This window comes from Parabacteroides sp. AF21-43, from assembly GCF_003635435.1.
GTDB lineage: Bacteria > Bacteroidota > Bacteroidia > Bacteroidales > Tannerellaceae > Parabacteroides > Parabacteroides distasonis.
In genome coordinates this window covers 307,641-325,727 of record NZ_QTMG01000001.1, presented here as the reverse complement: position 1 = coordinate 325,727, position 18,087 = coordinate 307,641, and the positions used below count along the sequence as shown (strand labels likewise).

At 37.3% G+C, this 18,087-nt stretch carries 14 protein-coding genes; 6 read left to right on the top strand and 8 right to left on the bottom strand.

Translation table 11 applies throughout. The annotated features are described in order from the left end of the window. The first annotated feature begins 132 nt into the window (after nt 1-132). The 3 genes from DWX84_RS01465 (at nt 133) to DWX84_RS01455 (ending at nt 2,508) form a co-directional block, all read left to right on the top strand. Complete coding sequence (locus tag DWX84_RS01465; protein ID WP_122377393.1) at nt 133-954, top strand: hypothetical protein; 822 nt, start codon at nt 133-135, stop codon at nt 952-954. 100 nt (nt 955-1,054) lie between these two features. Further along, entirely contained in the window at nt 1,055-1,432 is a 378-nt protein-coding gene (locus DWX84_RS01460) for a helix-turn-helix domain-containing protein (protein ID WP_008773567.1), read from the top strand. Nucleotides 1,433-1,434: 2 nt separating this feature from the next. Next, nucleotides 1,435-2,508: an AAA family ATPase gene (locus DWX84_RS01455; RefSeq protein ID WP_122377392.1), complete on the top strand. Its 1,074-nt coding sequence runs from the start codon at nt 1,435-1,437 to the stop codon at nt 2,506-2,508. A gap of 1,160 nt (nt 2,509-3,668) precedes the next feature. Here DWX84_RS01455 and DWX84_RS01445 read toward each other — a convergent pair. From DWX84_RS01445 to DWX84_RS01410, 8 genes are read right to left on the bottom strand one after another with little or no spacing between them, the layout of a single operon-like run. Beyond that, the gene (locus tag DWX84_RS01445) at nt 3,669-4,691 is read right to left on the bottom strand and encodes a virulence RhuM family protein (RefSeq protein WP_122377391.1); all 1,023 of its coding nucleotides are present in this window, start codon (nt 4,689-4,691) and stop codon (nt 3,669-3,671) included. A 27-nt stretch (nt 4,692-4,718) separates the two neighbouring features. Then, on the bottom strand, nt 4,719-5,228 hold the full coding sequence (locus tag DWX84_RS01440) for a very short patch repair endonuclease (protein WP_122377390.1): 510 nt from the start codon (nt 5,226-5,228) through the stop codon (nt 4,719-4,721). 45 nt (nt 5,229-5,273) lie between these two features. Beyond that, nucleotides 5,274-7,247 carry a UvrD-helicase domain-containing protein gene (locus DWX84_RS01435; RefSeq protein WP_122377389.1) on the bottom strand — a complete coding sequence of 658 codons (1,974 nt, stop codon included), beginning with the start codon at nt 7,245-7,247 and terminating at the stop codon, nt 5,274-5,276. After that, nucleotides 7,229-9,391 (bottom strand): ATP-dependent endonuclease, encoded by a 2,163-nt coding sequence (locus DWX84_RS01430; protein WP_122377388.1) that lies wholly within the window; start codon nt 9,389-9,391, stop codon nt 7,229-7,231. Before DWX84_RS01430 ends, DWX84_RS01435 begins: the two co-directional genes overlap by 19 nt. Nucleotides 9,392-9,398: 7 nt before the next feature. Continuing rightward, the gene (locus DWX84_RS01425; RefSeq protein ID WP_233573902.1) at nt 9,399-11,708 is read right to left on the bottom strand and encodes an LlaJI family restriction endonuclease; all 2,310 of its coding nucleotides are present in this window, start codon (nt 11,706-11,708) and stop codon (nt 9,399-9,401) included. A gap of 7 nt (nt 11,709-11,715) precedes the next feature. After that, entirely contained in the window at nt 11,716-13,698 is a 1,983-nt protein-coding gene (locus DWX84_RS01420; protein WP_233573901.1) for an McrB family protein, read from the bottom strand. After that, complete coding sequence (locus DWX84_RS01415) at nt 13,682-14,986, bottom strand: DNA cytosine methyltransferase (protein ID WP_122377387.1); 1,305 nt, start codon at nt 14,984-14,986, stop codon at nt 13,682-13,684. The genes DWX84_RS01420 and DWX84_RS01415 overlap by 17 nt, the downstream gene beginning before the upstream one ends. 5 nt (nt 14,987-14,991) lie before the next feature. Then, nucleotides 14,992-15,201, bottom strand: a complete 210-nt coding sequence (locus DWX84_RS01410) for a helix-turn-helix transcriptional regulator (protein WP_122377396.1) — start codon at nt 15,199-15,201, stop codon at nt 14,992-14,994. A gap of 702 nt (nt 15,202-15,903) precedes the next feature. Between DWX84_RS01410 and DWX84_RS01405 the strand changes: the two genes are divergently transcribed. Genes DWX84_RS01405 through DWX84_RS01395 form a run of 3 tightly spaced genes read left to right on the top strand, consistent with a single transcriptional unit; the run spans nt 15,904 to nt 17,825 of the window. Beyond that, the gene (locus DWX84_RS01405) at nt 15,904-16,485 is read left to right on the top strand and encodes a metallophosphoesterase (protein ID WP_122377386.1); all 582 of its coding nucleotides are present in this window, start codon (nt 15,904-15,906) and stop codon (nt 16,483-16,485) included. 16 nt (nt 16,486-16,501) lie between these two features. Then, complete coding sequence (locus tag DWX84_RS01400) at nt 16,502-17,044, top strand: hypothetical protein (RefSeq protein WP_122377385.1); 543 nt, start codon at nt 16,502-16,504, stop codon at nt 17,042-17,044. A gap of 13 nt (nt 17,045-17,057) precedes the next feature. Next, nucleotides 17,058-17,825 carry a metallophosphoesterase gene (locus DWX84_RS01395; protein WP_122377384.1) on the top strand — a complete coding sequence of 256 codons (768 nt, stop codon included), beginning with the start codon at nt 17,058-17,060 and terminating at the stop codon, nt 17,823-17,825. Nucleotides 17,826-18,087: the final 262 nt, after the last annotated feature.

Below are 18,087 nucleotides of genomic sequence, written 5' to 3'. Positions count from 1 at the left end.
GATATTTTGCTCTAAATCATACTCTGAGCATATTTTTTCTTAAATCCTGAACGATTATCCATTACAAACAGCGACTATTTGGAAATCTGCATATACATTTGTCTTATTGTAAAACTCAAACAGTATCAGTTTATGACGAATAGTATTAAAATCACTCCTCAACAAACCAGTTTCATACTTTCAGTAAGTGTCATCCTTTATTGGTCAACAGACTCCTATTTATATCTTAATTGCCATATCGACATGATGGAGTATTCCACTCCAGTTATCCTATATATTACGGCAATGATACTCGCTTGTGGAGTACTTAAGCATTTCTTCTTCCGATTCATTACAAAGAATGAATTAAGTTTGTCTTTTGGCAAGCAAGCAAAACCTTTTCCTGCTAAACTAACTGAACAAATTAAGGAGATTGAACCGGAGTGTCCAAACGACAAGGACATAAATCCGGTAAATTTAGTTGCAGAAAGTGTTGTAAAACAAGATTATATGGATAATTATGAAGAACGTGTGGCTGAGGTTGAACGTAAAAAATCCGAAAGACAGGCAGACATTAAACGTGTCATTCATGAATACACCACCTTTGTAATGACTGAATTTCTCTCAAAAGAAAATCTTGAAATTCTGCATGAAAACATAGAGTATTTCGCACACGGACAATCTGAATTATACAAGCCAATCCGTTCAAGATTAGATAATCCCCTCCGTTCTATCGACCTGATGCACTTTGTGTGGAACATCGGAGAGAGATTGAACATTTCTCTTATAGACAGAGCTACATTCATACATATTATATTCCCACATGAATTAAAAGATGCTTCGATTAAATATCTGTCTAAAAATCTCCGGACATGCGGAGTCTGCAAAATAGCACTTGATATTCCCGAAACCGGAGATTATCACTTCAAATGTATGAAGAATGACCTTGAATCGGACTTAGATTCAAGCAATTAGGGTTATTCAACGCAGACCGAAATATTATTGCTTTCTGAGGTTTGTCAGCGTTATATCATTGTGTTGGTTTGCAGCATGTTAAACAAAACAATGTTATATTATGCAAAGAAACAAATTAACATTCAATGACCTACCGGAAGTGGTAGGTGAACTCTGCGAGAGAATCTCAAGTATGGAAAATCTGCTGACAGAAAAACTTCATCAGCAGCATAACGAGGTAAAAAAGGATACCCATGTTCCAATGACTGTTGATGAAGTCTGCGAGTATCTAGGTATCTCGAAATCATCCTTTTATTACAAAGCCAAACATGGAGGTATTCCAATCATTAAACAAGGCAAGCACCTATTTGTCTATCGTGATGAATTGGACAAATGGTTGGAAAGCGGACGAAAAGGAGACACGCCTATAAGCATAGAGGAAGAACACGCCCGAATGCTTGCAGCTACACGGCGCAAAGCCAATCCTAAAAACTGGTGAGTATGGAAACGATAGCACCCAATCAAGATCTCGCTCAGGTCGCCACAAAATGGCAAGACACCATGCTCAGTTTGGAAAAGGTGTACGAACAGGAGCCGGAAGTTCTGAAAATAGGCGGAGTGGCTATCGGGACATTGGGAAATTTCAGTGCATCCATTGGCAAGGCAAAAAGTAAAAAGACTTTTAATGTATCGGCAATGGTGGCAGCAGCTTTGTCCGGAAAGGAAGTCCTTAACTACACAACGGATTTTCCCGATGGAAAGAACCGCCTCCTTTACATTGACACAGAACAGAGTCAAAACCACTGTATGATTGTGATGCATCGCATCATGAAACTGGCAGAGTTGCCTGCCAATCAGGATTGTGACCGTTTCTATTTTCTCGCTTTACGCAAGTTCAATCCGAAGGAGCGTTTGGCCATTATAGACGATGCCATCAGTCAGATTGAGGGGCTCGGCTTTGTCGTGATTGACGGAATCCGCGACTTGGTTTATGACATCAATTCACCAAGTGAAGCCACCTGCGTAATATCCAAACTTATGCAATGGACTGACGAATACCAGATTCATCTTCACACCATTCTTCATCAGAACAAAAGTGATGAAAATGCACGAGGGCACATTGGCACGGAAATCAACAACAAAGCGGAAACGGTCATTCAAATCGAGAAAGACAAAGACAACAGCAACATCAGCAAAGTGGAAAGTGTGCATACACGTTCCAAAGACTTCCTGCCATTCGCTTTTTGCATCAATGACCAATCACTTCCCGAACTTCTGCCGGACTATGTGCCGACAAAGAAGAGCGCAGGTCGTCCCAAGCAGGAACCATTCTCCCCTTATAAGAACATTCACGAATCCATCCATCGCAAGGCTCTCGAACTGGCTTTTGACGGAAAAGAAACTATTTTTGGATATAAGGTTTTGGAAGAAGAACTGACTACTGCCTACGAACTGGCAGGAACGAAATTGAATCACAACAAGATTGTGGAGCTAATAAAGTTTCTCACGAACAAACGGATGGTGGTTCAGGAAAGCCGTGGCATTTATCGGTTCATGCCGGATTACCACTATTGACGCTCCACTTGACTTTATTCTAAAAGTGTCTATTCGTATATAAATCAAAGTTTAAGCGCAACGACTGGTTTCATGATAATTCTCGAAACTGGTCGTTGCCATTTTATTTACCAACGCCCTTGTGGATCATTCCTTTGGAATAGGTTGTGGCAATCAATATGGAAAGATTGTTCCTCTTCTGCCATTTGTAGATTTTGACGCCTGTACAATTAAGGTTATGACAAAATAGCAATCTTTGTATTGGCATATAAAATGACACTTTACTTTGTCAATAATTTCTATTTTCGCTGTTTTTCAATATGAGCCTCTGTTATATTTCAGCAAACCTGCTGGAACAATTCATATTCGAGTACTGGCAAAACGATATGCCAAATGCCAAACTAATTTCGGCCTTTTCCTCACTTTCTCTGTTGGCCAAATGCTCTGATACAATTTAGAAATTCTGAATCGGCACTACTGTAACACCAAATGTGACATTAATGCCATTTAAGTTGCCATATAAATACACATTTATACGACAATTATTCTCTCTAAATCGTCTTTGACAGTCAATCAAAGCCATAAATATCAAACATTTTACTTCAAAGCACGTCTTTTTTAAGCCACGGGCTTGCCCGTTGTACAGACATTATCTTGTATGGGGAGCCTAATACCCCAAGCGACCAATCGGCCGTTTGAGAATGCCAATTTTCCAGCAAGCTGATTGGATGAAAAATAGCGTTATTTAAGCACTTTTTCTTTTCGCCAGCCTCTATCGTCTTTCTCGACAAAAAGCGAAATTTGCACACTTAATTGCGCCCTGGGCTTGCCCATTATACGACCTCTATTGAGTTAGGGTAACTCAATACCCCAAACGATAAATCGCTCGTGAGAAGTTGCCAATCCCAGACAAGCAGGATATGGCTTTATTGCGATTATAGAATACCTTAACTCTCCACGCAATCATGTTTTGGATGGGCTTGCCTCTGTTTGATAGCTGGCACGAATAAGCGCATTTCAGTAGTGCTTCAATTTCCACAAAAGATTTGTGGCTGTTGGCCTTCATAAAATGCAGACACCTGATGACTAATACAGGACTATTCCGAATGATTTCCAATTAACCGAAATGAATCTGCCATACGCCCAAGATTGATTTAGCCAACCTCAAAATGGCATCATAATCATTCCATATCCAATGGAGGAAGACTATTATCCTCAAATCTATCAAAATCAGATTGGAAAATACGGTCTTGAATGATCCTGTACTTTTCAAACTCAGATTCAGCAAACTCCTTAGCATATTCAGCAGAAACCTTTCCACTATCCTGCAATATCGGGCTATCAAATAGATTAATGAATTTGTCTATTCGATTTGCCCAATCTTCCATTGTCATTGGTATATGACGCATAGCCATACTCTCTGCCATATCAAGCGAAGCATTGACTATTCTGCCCATTTCTTCCAATTCTTTTTCTCGCAAATAGTTCTTTGCAACAGACACATCGGTTTTGACAATTTTTCCATTCGGAGCGTTTTCCCAAGTGGTCAATCCCATGTGCTCTTTATCTGCGTTAGCTCGTTCTACAATCAACTCCGCAGCGGTATGCCCATGTACGGCATAGTGTATTTTGTTCTGCACCTTCTTGAAAAATAGACGAGTTGTCGGAGCGTCCTTGTTATAGTCTATTGCCGTAGCATAGATATCCGTGAGTTTCTGATAAAAACGACGCTCACTCAGCCTTATCTCCCTTATTTCGGCAAGCAAATGCTCAAAGTAATCCACACCTAAGAAAGCCCCGTTCTCCATTCGCTTATGGTCAAGCACATATCCACGGATGGCAAACTGCCGGAGGATAAACGTACACCACTGCCGGAACTGAGTGGCACGAACTGAATTGACTCTATATCCGACACTAATAATGGCATCGAGATTATAATAGGTCGTGTTATAGTTTTTCCCATCCGAAGCAGTTGTTTCCATTTTGGAAATAACTGAATTTTCAACCAACTCTCCACTCTCAAAGATGTTTTTAAGATGCTTGCTGATTGCAGGTACTCCCACATCAAAAAGCTGCGATATAGCCTTTTGTGTTGCCCAAATGGTCTCATTCTTATACATCACCTGAATCCCATCCTCTTCGCCTTTAAGCATAAAGATGAGAAACTCAGCTGTACTATTTCGTATTTCTATATTCTTTGCCATAATTTAAATTATCATCTTTACGATTACTCATTTCGATTTGCTATAACTTTCAACGGGTTCTGCCACCATGTCATATTCTTCTTCAGTCGTCTCGTATGATTTGATTCTTCTATCCTCAAGATAGATATGGCAAAGCGTGTATTCCAAAGCTGCTAAAGTCTGTTGGCGAACTTTTGGTTTCAACTGACATTCCCAAACGGTAAGGCAATGCCATCCCATTGAAGTTAACTGCTGCCGTTCCTCTATATCCCTGCTCCGATTGCGTTCAATCTTATTCTGCCAAAATTCGACATTTGTTTTCGGAAGAACATAATATTTGCATCCTTCGTGACCATGCCAAAAACAGCCGTTTACGAAAATAACAGTTCTGTATTTGCGCAAAACCAAATCAGGATGTCCGGGAAACCTTGGGTGATTTAGTCTATATCGAAAACCACGGCTGAACAAGAACTTTCTCACCAATAATTCCGGCTTTGTGTTCTTGCCCTTTATTGCAGACATGCAACGATGACGCTGTTCTCTGGTCAGTTTGTCCATCTTTAAATGAAACCATTATATCCTACTATTGTTCCTAATGTATATTTAATACTTGGGGATTTCCATCACATTAGGGATTCCAAACAATTCTCGTGCTTTAGCTAAAACTGCAGCAGTTGGCTTATGATAATAGACAGCCAATTTCTCCTTTGTTCTAGTACAACACACATAGAAAATTTTCCTAGTACGTTGCACTACAGATTCCTGGAGTTCATCAATAGAAGCAGTGAACAATTTTTCAAAATTGTAGTTGTTCCACCTTCCATTATCAAGAATAACAAGAACATTATCAAATTCTGCCCCTTTTGTTTTATGCTGAGTGGAGAATGGTGTTTGTCCTTCAAGATAATCATACAAGTTTACAAATTCGCTATATGAAACCTCCATCATTCTGTCGTAAATATAAGGGTAACGCTCTTTATAATTATCGACCTTGTCATCAATCAAACAAATATTCTCTTTGTCTGCTAGTTCTATCATATCCTTTATAGTCTTATTATCCGCATTCTGTAGCTTATTAATAGACTCATTTAATTTTATCTTGTCTGCTTTACTCTTTATTTTTCTATCGTCACCAGAATAACGACTTTGCGTATATCCTGTTACTTTGAGAAATTCAGAGATATTACCTTCTTTAAACAGCCTAATAGCTTGTTCTATCTTGCAAAGATGTTTTACTAAGGGAGAACGTTTCGACCCCGTCTTGCTCTCTTCATCTTCACTCTGTTTCTTGTCATCAACCAATTGTGACTTATCTACATAAGTATGTATTAAACTCTCAAATTTATACTTCTTTGCCCTTTCGTATAAGAGAGCATGGCTTGTGATAAAACTTTTTTGAGTTTTAGTCGGTTCGTATTTATTTGATTCAATTCCTTTGGCTTGCAGATCATTCAAAATGTCAGCCAATGTTTTCCCCTCCATTTCATCCTCTGTAAAATGAGCTTCCACACATGGCTTAACTTTGTTTTTCACATACGCAAGAATTGGATCTCCATTATATATTTCAATTAAAGTTGCAAAACCGGCTTTTCCAGCAATGAGGTTATGAGTCAAATTCAGCTCTTTGGTTACTTTTGCATCATGGAAATTCCAACCTTTTTGTTGAGCAAGATATAATTTCACATTTGGCAACATGTTTCCTTCTTGCTGTGAAAATACAAACAAAATCTCACCACTCTTAACATGACCGTTTTCCATATTTGGCGCCTTATCATCATTAGAAGGTTTTTGTACCAACCCATCTGTGCGAATTTTATTAGCCAAATCAATAACTGATGAAGGATTTCGTCTGTTCTGACGCTTCTGAACTTCATACACATCTCCATTCGTACCATCATACTTATATTTATTCAAATCGCCAACACCTTTATCATAAATACACTGCATAGCATCTCCAAAGAAACCGATGATACTCTTTTTGTCGGACCGCTTCAAAAAATCGAGCATAATCTCAACTACCATAGGAAATGTATCCTGATATTCATCAATCAAAATAAAAGGATAGCGACTCTTTAAAATATCACATAGTTTCTTGTATCCTTTAAACATTTCATAGGCAACAGCTATCACTTCATCATGAGACAAAATTCCTTCCTTAAGATTGGTATGCTCTTGGTAACTTATGGTGACAGGTTTATCTCTATTACAAAAATAATCCACCGGGACTTCATTTAGACCAGAAATATGCAATCCGGAATCTGGCATATTCAGTAGTCTAATAACGGTTTTGGATAATTCTTTTTGATAATTTTTAATATTATCCCAAAGGAAGTCATGTATTGTAGAAACTACGAGATTATCATGATTCACCCGTTCAGCTATTTCTTTAACGGCCGCATTTGTATATGTAATACAGGCCACTTGCGATGATGGATAATGTTCAATAATCCACTTGACAACTTGCACAAGTGTATAAGTCTTACCACTACCTGCACCACCACTTAATAAGAAGTGATGACCTTTAGTTATTTGCTCAGTTATATTTTGTAATTCATCTTTTAATTTTTCCTTAGCCATAATAGTCCTTCTTTTATATATGTAGGAATCTTCCAATTTGAAAAATCGCAAGCACCTTCCTTTTTGCTGTTGAGCAATATTTCAATAGCAAGGGATGACTTTCCACTCACGCCATTGTTTGCTAATTCATAAGCATCTTTATCGCTTTTAAATTGCTCTAAGCTATTTGATTGTAGTGAAGAAAAGGTATTTTCAGTAATGAACTTTTCGTTTTCACTAAAGAAGGCATCTTCAAAACTACGTGGTTGATATGTTTTCTTACCATATTGGAATGCAAGTCTTAAATATCCTTTTTCATCTGTTTCCCACTTTTTATTCTCAAAGTTCCATGATAGAATGGCGGGGTGCATTGCAAGAATATCCTTGACTTTTTGAGTGTTATTCAAAAAGTATTTGATAGACGCATTAGAAGTAACTAGCGAGTCATCCGTTGCATCATATTTCGTTTTTTCAATATATTTCCTTTCTTTTCCGTTCTTGTCTCTTTTTGTCACAGGCTTGCAACAGTCAATATCTGTTATAACTAGACATTTTCTCAATCCAATAAATCTCAAGAATTTCTCAAATATATGAGAATATGCTCCAACTTCGACAATAGAAATGTTCTGCGACATGAGAAATTCTTCATTACCTTCCAACTCGCATTCTTGGTCTATTTTTTTCATCATAGCAGGAAGTAGCATTCTTTCCGTATCGCCTTCAATAAAGATCGCCTTATCCGCAAAGAATAATTCACTCCTATTCAGCGTCAGATATTGTTTTAGAAAGGCAAAATAGTGTTTATGGTCATCGTCGTATTCATTTTGAAGCACTTTTAAGTTTTTTGCTATGACTGCATTTCTTTCAACACTTCCATCGCAAATAGGGTGTGTCAAATACTTAATATCATCGAAATCACAATCAGATACGATATGAGAAGAATGAGAACTTATGATGTATTGTAGCTTTCGCTTTATGCCATTTTTGTGTTGTATTCCTTGAAGCAAAAGATTTTTGATATTCTTAATAAATACATATTGCATTTGTGGATGTGTATGTGCTTCCGGCTCCTCTATAAACAATAGATTGATATCCGCAGGCTTTCGTTCCTTATTTCTTTGCATTCTCTTTATTATCAAATCAATATCAAAAATCATCGAAATAAGGTTCATATACCCAAGTCCATTATAGTTTTCTGGAAGTTCTTTGTCTTCCTGTTGATAAACCACTGTAGTATTTCCTTTCAACATCTCTCGATGTTGTAAAGATGATACAACCTTAATGACCGTTTCGTTTTTTGACATGCCTCCGAATCTTCTGACTTTATCAACTATATCTGAAAACATATTGTCATAAATAGAAGATAGGACCTTATCAGTATCTTTTAAACTATCTTGAAACTTTTCAATGGCATCCTGTTGTTCATCTGCCGCTTCTTGAATTTTATATAATTCGGAAGTCTGAGATGACAAAGTTTTATCTACATCCTTGTTATCAACATTTCTTTTAGCATTGATATATTGGAAATTGATGACATCACATAACCTAAAGTTAGTAGCATCTTTCAAATTAATATATTGTTCCTCTATAAAGGTTCCGTCTGTTTTGTTTATCAAAATAGATTTACGAATAGTTACAAAATAGTTTGATTGTTTTGAATTCAAAAAATCATCAAGAGTTTTTGCTGTATATTCTCCTCCATTCTCACGTGATTTCTCTTCTTTACTCTTTTCGTGTTCAACAAACTTCTGGTAGGCATTCTTCAAATTGACATACATGTCATAAGTGAGGATGTAATCAAAGCCCAATCCCAAGAAATTATTGTCAGCATCCAAGTCCATAAGGATTGGACTAATATATTCCAAATCATCATGGTCATCATACTCAATTAAAAGCCTTAACTGAATACCAATCTCTTTATATTTTGTATCATCAACTACCTCCTTTTCTATCAAATCTTTCAATTGGCAACGAAAATCCAAATTGAAGTCATTGTATTGAAATCCTTTGCGGTCTCCTTGATTCAAGAATTTGTCAAGTATCACAAGTAACGAGGTCTTCCCGACATTGTTTTTCCCTATGACAAGAGAAAGCTCATTCTCCATTTCCATCGTGAACTCTTTCAACAAACGAAAGTTCTTAACTTGTATTTGCCTAATTACCATATCTATGTTATTTGATAGTTAAAATTTCATTTATTTCCGTATATTGAGCATCATACCTTGTTGTTGGAGTATATGCTTTATTCACTGAATGGATAGATGAAGTATCCAACTCGCTTAAATTATCAAAAGCAACTAAGACGTATATCTCTGTAGTAGAGACATTTTTGTAGATATTTGTAGGCACTTCCTCTGCAGATTTTACAAGACGGATATTCGTTGCTGGAAACAGATGCTGACCCATATCCTTACGCGTGTGGAATAGTACATATCCTATAGATTGAAGATTTTCTACAATTTCTATACTGTCTCTTGTATATTTGATACCAATAGCAATCTTCCCGGTAGGAAGGAACTTGGAACTTTTCATTTCATAATTTTCCATCATTACCATCAATACTCCAGATTTCTTTGATTGCTGTGGCAATTGTTCCAATGTGCCTACATTAGGAATATCTTCTATCTGCAATTCCGTAGTAAGTTCAAATGCTTCACTCACATAGAAATGGGGTTGCATGTTTTGTATTATAGATTCATTCTCTGCAATTTCATCTTTTATAACAGCATCCCTAACCTTTAGCCGTTTCCAAAGTCCCTTGCTTTCTTCATCATCTTTCATCAAAGCAAGAACCAAGTAGTTCTTATTCGACATAGAACGATAAAGCTTTCCGTTTAGCTGACTGAAGTTTTCTTTCAAGAACTGATAGCAATCCATTCCTTTACGTGGCTGGATGACACGAAAAGTATACAGTTGGTTGAGAGTGCCTTGAATCTTATTCCTGAATTCTTTTCGGACATATTCTCGCCATGCCGCTTGCGCACTCTTATTGTTGCGACCATACAACGATACAATGTACAGGAAGTTTACATCATAGTGACACAGCAACAGTGTATCCCTGTCAAACAAACGGTTCTCAAACTGGCGGTTAAGTTGCACTCCACCCTCCTGTACTTTCAATTCTCTGTCATCAAAGGACAGGAATTTACTGCTGCCTGTCTTCTTATTGGGAATACGGGCACTGATAAAGAAATTGGGGATGGGATTATATCCTTCAGTCAATGAATCTCTTAACTGAGGATGTTCTCCGTTTCCGTCACCATCCAAAAATAAATTCATATTCCACTGAATGACATTTCTGGCGTATGTATATTGTTTGTATATTGATTTGTCGCCGAGCTGTGTCTTGTCATTCTTGGAACGCTTGTAATACTTACTATCTCCGATATAATAGGTAAGTTCGGAAACCATGTCAGATTGTTCAATCAGGCCTTGCCCAATAAACATATGGTCAACCAGTTTTCCGTCTCTTTGCTCGGTAAGTTCCTTCGGCAGATTTTGCTTGTCATTGCCACTTACCAAAGTGTCAATCATGACTTCAAAGATGTGCTCGAAATCTTTCGCCAGCAGATAGTCCTCCGCCTGCCTGTTCATCGCAATCTTATACTCCCTGTCAAAGAATGCATAGCACAAATCCCATATTCTGAGAGCCTTGTCAGAGAAATACTTATACTTGATTTGTTTTAGTCTTCGGCATCCCAAATTCCTGCCTATATAGGACTTCTTCAACTTCTCGCAGCTGATAAGAAGATACTGGATATTGATTTCAAAAGAGAAACCATGTGTCTCTCGGATGTAATTCAAAATGGAGAAATATATGACAAGCAGCTCTTCGTCAAAATTCACCATTTTCTTCCTGTTGACAGGCTCGATGTAAACAGGACTTCCACTTTGTATGATGGCTTGCGATAAAGCCATGGTCTTGTTCCAATTGATTTTGTTATAACCGGAATGAACGTTCTTGACCACGAATGTAAAATAGTCTTGATTGTTTCTGTTGAAATCTCTCAGTGCTATTATTACATCAAGCAGTGTATTGTGTTTCTGTTTCTTGCCTCTACTCTCGGACAGATATTCCTTGCTTTCAAGTATATTGTCGTTGTGGGTCTGTCTATATACACTTATTGTCCGGTATATCCAAATCGAAAGAGTGGACAGAAACTCCTTGTATTCCTTACAGCCTTCTTCAGTAAATTTGGCTTTTACCGTATCGGACTCAAAGTCTATTATTTCCTGGGGTGAAGCACCGAATATCGTATCATCCCCACTCTCCTTGTTTATCTCACCAGTCAATACTACTTTGGGCAGGAAGAATACAACATCTTTTGCTGCCTTGCTATAGCAATACCCGACATACCCAAATGAATATTTGTCCTCCTTTACAGGAATAGACACGACATCCTTGAGTATGTCTCTTACCGTCAGATTATCCTTGACTATGTCATTCAGACTATATGGGTATCCTTCAATAAACAGCAGCATAGATAGATTATTGTAGTTTTTCTACTTTCAGATTCCAACTCTCAGGAATAGCACTTATTAGACTATCCATAATACCTTGTCCTCCCCATCCATTGGTGGAAACATAAATACTCTCATTACCGCACATAAGGACTCTAACTCTTGGCTCTTTATCTGTTCGAGTATTATATTCTTCCTGCGTCTCTATAAAATGAGAAACAAATTTTCCTAAAGACTTCCAGTTTCCAACTACTTCTGAAGCGGACAAAGTGGGATTCTGTGTGATATACAATTTTACCAGTTCAGCTGCTAAATTTTTCTTTGCATATTTACCAACACCATTTATTGCATACCGAGTCATATCTTTCCCCATATTGCCAGCTTCTATTTCGGTGTCATCGCTATCATCAATACCATCTTCGTTGTTATCGAATTTGAAAATGTTGAGATAATCCATCATGGAAATAAGTTTCGGTTTGCCTCCATTACCGTACAATTCAGAGAACGAAACTTCTTCCGTTTCGCTAATTTTGAATATATCCCCCTCTCCATCCTTACAGACATCATTCCACAGATAGAATAATATCTTGTTCAATAAAATTTTATCAGTAATTACTCCATCTGATGGATTTACGAAATAATCGCCCAACATCTTATCTTCAGAACTGGTTGCACTCAAGATTTTGTCATTGACTTTTCTTTGGAATGAAGTCCATGAATATTCTGTATTGTCAATGACAATTTTCCAATCAGTATTTTTATACTTGATAGGTTCATACTCCCAATCCCAACGACGTTTGAATGCGCTGTCTATCGGAAATAGAGATTGGTCGGAAGTATTCATGGTTGCATAGATATAGAGATTTGATGGCAAACAAAGTTCTCCATCTTTTATGCCCGGATTGTCTTCGCCAAGCTCCTCTTCTAAGAAAGATTTCAAATCAGCATCAGCCTTGATTGTATATTCTGATATACCGTTTTCATCCCTGTCAAGGAGTTGGAACAAGTCGCCGAATATTTGGGCACAATTACCCCTATTGATTTCTTCTATTATCAGATAGACATTCTCGTCTGTCTGATACGCACGGATATAGGCATTAAGGAATGACTGAGGAATGAATTTGTAGGTTATCATATCCTCAAACAAGTCTTCTCCATCTTTCATCCTGACTGTATCTTTTCCGAACAGACCATACAAAGGACGTTTCCCTCTTGTCGGTTTGTATGCTCCGACAAAGGTAGAGTAGTCGCTGTCCGGATGGAATGTGATCCTGAATATGTTTTCTTTAGAAACACCTTCAAGTTGCGCCTTTATTTTATGGGATTTGCCTGTACCAGGAGCACCATAATAAATAATTTGGCGGCACGTTGGTTCTATATTATCTGAGGATGCTAAATATTCAATATTTGAATCCACCTCAAAATCAGATATATTATCAAAACCTATCAACCAAAATGCAGCATACTCATTATTGTTGTTCTTATACAACGAAATTTTATATGCAGAGTTGGGAAGAAGTATTTTCCTAATTATTTTAGCAAACACCCCATTACTTTCGAATTGTTTAAAATATGGTCGCAATTTTGTTGCTCCAGTTGATAATTTGAATAATGATTTCGTAGAAATCATTCCTTCTGTAGCAGTTGATTGCGCGATGAAATTTAAAATTTCTTCAACTTGGGCAGCAATATCATAATGATGTTCATGATTGTATTGGCATACATATCCCAGCATACTTATGATATTACTTTTTAAAAAATAGTGCGTTATTTCGATTGCCCCATTAGTGGCATCTATCTCGTTTTGCACGGAAGCATAATACTGAGGGAACTCTTTACGGAGTTCTTCATCCGCCGCCCCTAAAAAAACGTGAATTGTTCCGTTTCCGCTTCCTCTTTTCCGTTCAGGAACTAACAATTCATCCTTAACATTTTCCCAATCTAGGAAAATGTCACAGACATGCTGGTCATAACCAACTGCTTGCATTTTGTTTTTATAAATCTGTTCCATATTGAGTTATATCCATTTGCTTTAATATTGCGATTAACACATCTACAACAATACTATTGCCTGCCTGTTGGTACATAGCAGTATCAGAAACGACTATTTTAAAGGAATCTTTAAACCCCATCAAACGCAAACATTCCCTTGGTGTAAGTTTTCGGATCCGTCCCTTATGCGTAACGTAATTATCAACGCCAGCCCTGTGCATTTTATGCATAGATTGCAAAAGAGGACGAGCAATATCCAAATCTGTTTTTGTTGATGTTTTAAAATTCTTTGTCCCCCCAGCAAGCACGTATTTTGCAACTTTATCTGAAAGATAATATTTTTCTTCTACATCCTTTACATCAAAAACGAACTCGTCAAACGCTTCATCTGTTGGTGTCAATTCTGAATCCGGATGAAAAACAAAGTCACCGTGCCAATTGAATTGTTGATTACGCTTTTGGCACAATTGTATATCACCATTGATCTGAGTGTAACTTTTATCTCGATTCTTATGGCTGGTCACAAATTTGACACCTTTTTCTTTTAGAAAGTATTTGGTATCAATATAATCCTCCAAAAAATCATACATTTTGTATTCAAGAGACACTGGAGCAGGATATTCAAATTTAGTTTTCTGTCTAAAACCAAGACAATACACTCGCTCTCTATGTTGAGGGATACCATAATCACAACTATTCAGCACATGAAATTTCACATCATATCCCAACTCTTCAAAGATGTCATGTATAATTTGCCAAGTTCGTCCTTTGTCATGATTTAATAGCCCTCTTACGTTTTCAAAGAGAAAAACTTTAGGTTGAGTTTCTTTTACGACTCTTGCAAATTCATAAAATAAAGTACCTCGCGCGTCTTCAAAGCCCAATCTATGGCCAACCATTGAAAACGCTTGACACGGAGCTCCCCCTATGATAAAATCAACTTGATGCAAATACTTCCTTGCATCAAAATTACGGATGTCATCAAACCAATCTTCTTCATTAATATTATAATTCGCGAAGTAACTTTGTTTGCATTTCGGTTCAATATCACCTGCAAACATTATTTGATGTTTTAATCCAAGTCTTTGGAAAGCATGTTCTATGGCTCCTATTCCACTAAAAACAGTCCCTATACGTACTGTCCTTCCAGGATGAGAAAACTTCAAATCCTTCCAAGGGACACCTTCTGATATAGGTGTCTGTAACAGCTCTTTTTCTTTGAGTTGTTCAGCCCGCTTCTTAACAATCTTCTTTACTTCGGTAATTTTTTCAGAAACTTCTGTAATATCTTTTTTTACTGTTGCCATTTTTACTACTCCACTACTTCATATAAATCCTTCAAATCACACTGCAATATCCGTGAAATCTCAATTAATTGCGGTGCACTTGGCTGTGTAGTATTGGTACACCAGCGACTTATTGTCATTTTCGACACGCCAAGCTGTTCTGCCAAATAGGTATTTGTAATCATCTTCTCGGCTAAAATGATCCGAATGCGATTCCTATACTCTTTCTTTTCCATTGAATTCATATCTACATTTATGTGCAAAAATAAACAATTTTGTGGATACCGCCAAGCAAATAGTCTGTTATATTTGATTTGAAATGAGACAGAGTGTGTTTCGGGGACAGAATGGATACATAGACCGATTATCAGCCATGTTGGTTTTCCCGCCCCTCTATATTGGGATAATTCACATATAGCCGCTTTTATGGTCGTTTCCAGTCGGATAGTTAAATTATCGTTTTTGGGAGATATTTCTGATCCCATATTCTTTCGCCAGCCACAGAATATTATCGTCCAACTGATTAGCATAAGTTCAAAAGCTACAACTTTAACGGCAAAATTCATTGTGGTTCGCCTAATTTATCGTACCTTTGTAATCTAATATAAAGAATAACAACGCAAAGAAACAAAATGAACATATTATCTATAACAACCGCAATTCAGAGTAATAAACGCGCTGAATCTGTGTCGAGTGTTCATGTTTCACGCATTGAACCTCGTATAACAAACACTTTCCAACGAACATAGCAAGTACATTATCGTACTTTGAGAGAATAGAAACTGAATAGTTGGAGAGTCCTTACCAAACTTTCCAACTATTGTTTTTTATGCCCATTTGTGACAGTCGCCTTTATGATGCTCTTCTGCCATTTCCGTCTGATGGGCTGTGGGTAACCAGATTATTAACGTGCAGTGATGCACATAAATCGAGAAGAAATGAACTATAAATTTGATGGCAGCAAAGTGTTCTTTACATCTGACACCCATTTTTATCATGGGAATATCATTCGTTTCTGCAACAGACCGTTTAAGGATGTGGAAATGATGAATGAGACTATAATCTCCAATTGGAATGATACAGTCGGTCAGGATGATATCGTTTTTCATTTGGGCGATTTCTGTCTTGGCGGTTCAGCCGAATGGACTAAAATCCTTGACAGGTTGAACGGTAAGATATATCTGATTATGGGCAACCATGATTTGAAGAATATACGCCAAGGCTACATTGCCAGATTTGAATATATGGCTATGCAGATGCACATAGAGGTCGGTAAGCAGAGGATATATTTGAATCATTATCCCTTTCTATGCTTTGATGGAGGATACAAAGATGTGTGGCAACTTTTCGGACATGTTCACACAAGAAAGAATAACACTGGAATAGACGCAGCTCGGCTTCAGTATCTCTATCCAACACAATATGATGTAGGAGTTGATAACAACAACTTTATACCCGTATCATTTGAACAGGTAAAAAGGAGGATTGAAAAACAAGTAGAGCAATTTCATAAGAAATAAAAAAGGAGGTTTAGGTATGAGTGAATATACAACGGTCTATTTAAGACACAAAGAAATGCCTTTGTTGAAAAACAAAGAGTATCCGTCTCATGAAGAATATCAAAGTCTTTCTAAAGAAGATTTTATGGAAGTCATTTGCGAAATAGATGAGTATAACAAACAGGTTGCAAAGCCCTTGAGGTGTAAATTGTTTTATCTTTCTACTACCCCAAGCCGGGAATTGACTGTGCTTCCATATAGTCCATCTCCAAGTGTGCTTACAAATGTCCTACTTGAGGAGGTTTTATGCTTTTACAAAGAAGAAATCAAACATTGTAAAAAGGCTATTGCAAAGAATAAAGAAGATATTGCCAAATTGGAAGTACGAATAACCAAAACGACCATCGATTTGTACGATAAAATCAACAAGGAGATAGACAACTGCTATGAGAACATAGACTTTGAGGAAGAAGAACTTGAACACTATCAATTCCTGTATAATAAATTTTCTTTCTTGGAGGGTATTATTGGCAATGAATCGAATTCAAAGAATTATGAACTGATTTATACAAAATATTAATAAACAAAAGATTATGAAGATACAATATATGAGCGACCTGCATTTGGAGTTCAGTGACAACAGCAGGTGGTTGAAGCATAATGAATTGCCTGTAACGGGTGATGTTCTAGTTCTTGCCGGAGATATATTCTATTTGAAAAACAAGGTTGCACCTTTGAGCAATTTTTGGAAATGGGCATCTGCAAATTATCGGCAAGTGCTCATTGTGCCAGGAAACCATGAGTATTACAATTATTGTGATGTGATGGACAAGGGATTGCAATGGAAATGGTTGTTCAAGAACAATGTAGGATATTATCAGAATCAAGTACTGCGGATAGATGACACCGACTTTATCATTAGCACTTTGTGGTCTCAAATACCTCCACCTGACGAGTATTTTGTGTGGAAAGGCATGAACGACTTTCGGCAGATAATGTATAATGGCAAATTGCTCCAAACAGAGGAGTTTAATCAGATGCACAGCTTCTGTTTGGATTTCATCAAACAAAGTCTGGTGGAAACCACCGCCAAACACATTGTGGTAATAACGCATCATCTTCCCACATTGGAGGTCGTTGCACCTTACCATAAAGGTTCAGTGTTGAATAGTGCATTTGCTACCGATTTGAACCAGCTTATAGCTGACAATCGCATTGATGCGTGGATTTACGGACATTCCCACACCAATATTGATGCTGAAATAGACGGTACGAAGGTCGTGTGCAATCAAATGGGATATGTTTTTGAAAACGAACATATCGCCAATGGTTTTGATTCAGGTAAGTACCTTGTCTTGTGAAATGCGTAAGCTAATCAGCAATACGCTTTAAAGCCTCAATATATCATATAGTAAACAAAAATACGCCTGTTTGCATATTATATGATATGTTGTGGCTTAACACTTTCAGTTATTCGAAAATTTCCAATAACAGAATTTTTGCTTGCCAAAAGAAAAAGATATAACTCCACTCTCAACTTGACTTTAATGACCGTTATTATATACACGGGCAATAAAGTCAAGTCAAACAGAGGGGAAGAAAAGAAAAAAGGCTTCAACTGAA

What these genes read in the sequence shown, in the direction of transcription:
- DWX84_RS01465 (WP_122377393.1), top strand. Translation starts at nt 133, where the DNA reads ATGACGAATAGTATTAAAATCACTCCTCAACAAACCAGTTTCATACTT.
- DWX84_RS01460 (WP_008773567.1), top strand. Translation starts at nt 1,055, where the DNA reads ATGCAAAGAAACAAATTAACATTCAATGACCTACCGGAAGTGGTAGGT.
- DWX84_RS01455 (WP_122377392.1), top strand. Translation starts at nt 1,435, where the DNA reads ATGGAAACGATAGCACCCAATCAAGATCTCGCTCAGGTCGCCACAAAA.
- DWX84_RS01445 (WP_122377391.1), bottom strand. Translation starts at nt 4,691, where the DNA reads ATGGCAAAGAATATAGAAATACGAAATAGTACAGCTGAGTTTCTCATC.
- DWX84_RS01440 (WP_122377390.1), bottom strand. Translation starts at nt 5,228, where the DNA reads ATGGACAAACTGACCAGAGAACAGCGTCATCGTTGCATGTCTGCAATA.
- DWX84_RS01435 (WP_122377389.1), bottom strand. Translation starts at nt 7,247, where the DNA reads ATGGCTAAGGAAAAATTAAAAGATGAATTACAAAATATAACTGAGCAA.
- DWX84_RS01430 (WP_122377388.1), bottom strand. Translation starts at nt 9,391, where the DNA reads ATGGTAATTAGGCAAATACAAGTTAAGAACTTTCGTTTGTTGAAAGAG.
- DWX84_RS01425 (WP_233573902.1), bottom strand. Translation starts at nt 11,708, where the DNA reads ATGCTGCTGTTTATTGAAGGATACCCATATAGTCTGAATGACATAGTC.
- DWX84_RS01420 (WP_233573901.1), bottom strand. Translation starts at nt 13,698, where the DNA reads ATGGAACAGATTTATAAAAACAAAATGCAAGCAGTTGGTTATGACCAG.
- DWX84_RS01415 (WP_122377387.1), bottom strand. Translation starts at nt 14,986, where the DNA reads ATGGCAACAGTAAAAAAAGATATTACAGAAGTTTCTGAAAAAATTACC.
- DWX84_RS01410 (WP_122377396.1), bottom strand. Translation starts at nt 15,201, where the DNA reads ATGGAAAAGAAAGAGTATAGGAATCGCATTCGGATCATTTTAGCCGAG.
- DWX84_RS01405 (WP_122377386.1), top strand. Translation starts at nt 15,904, where the DNA reads ATGAACTATAAATTTGATGGCAGCAAAGTGTTCTTTACATCTGACACC.
- DWX84_RS01400 (WP_122377385.1), top strand. Translation starts at nt 16,502, where the DNA reads ATGAGTGAATATACAACGGTCTATTTAAGACACAAAGAAATGCCTTTG.
- DWX84_RS01395 (WP_122377384.1), top strand. Translation starts at nt 17,058, where the DNA reads ATGAAGATACAATATATGAGCGACCTGCATTTGGAGTTCAGTGACAAC.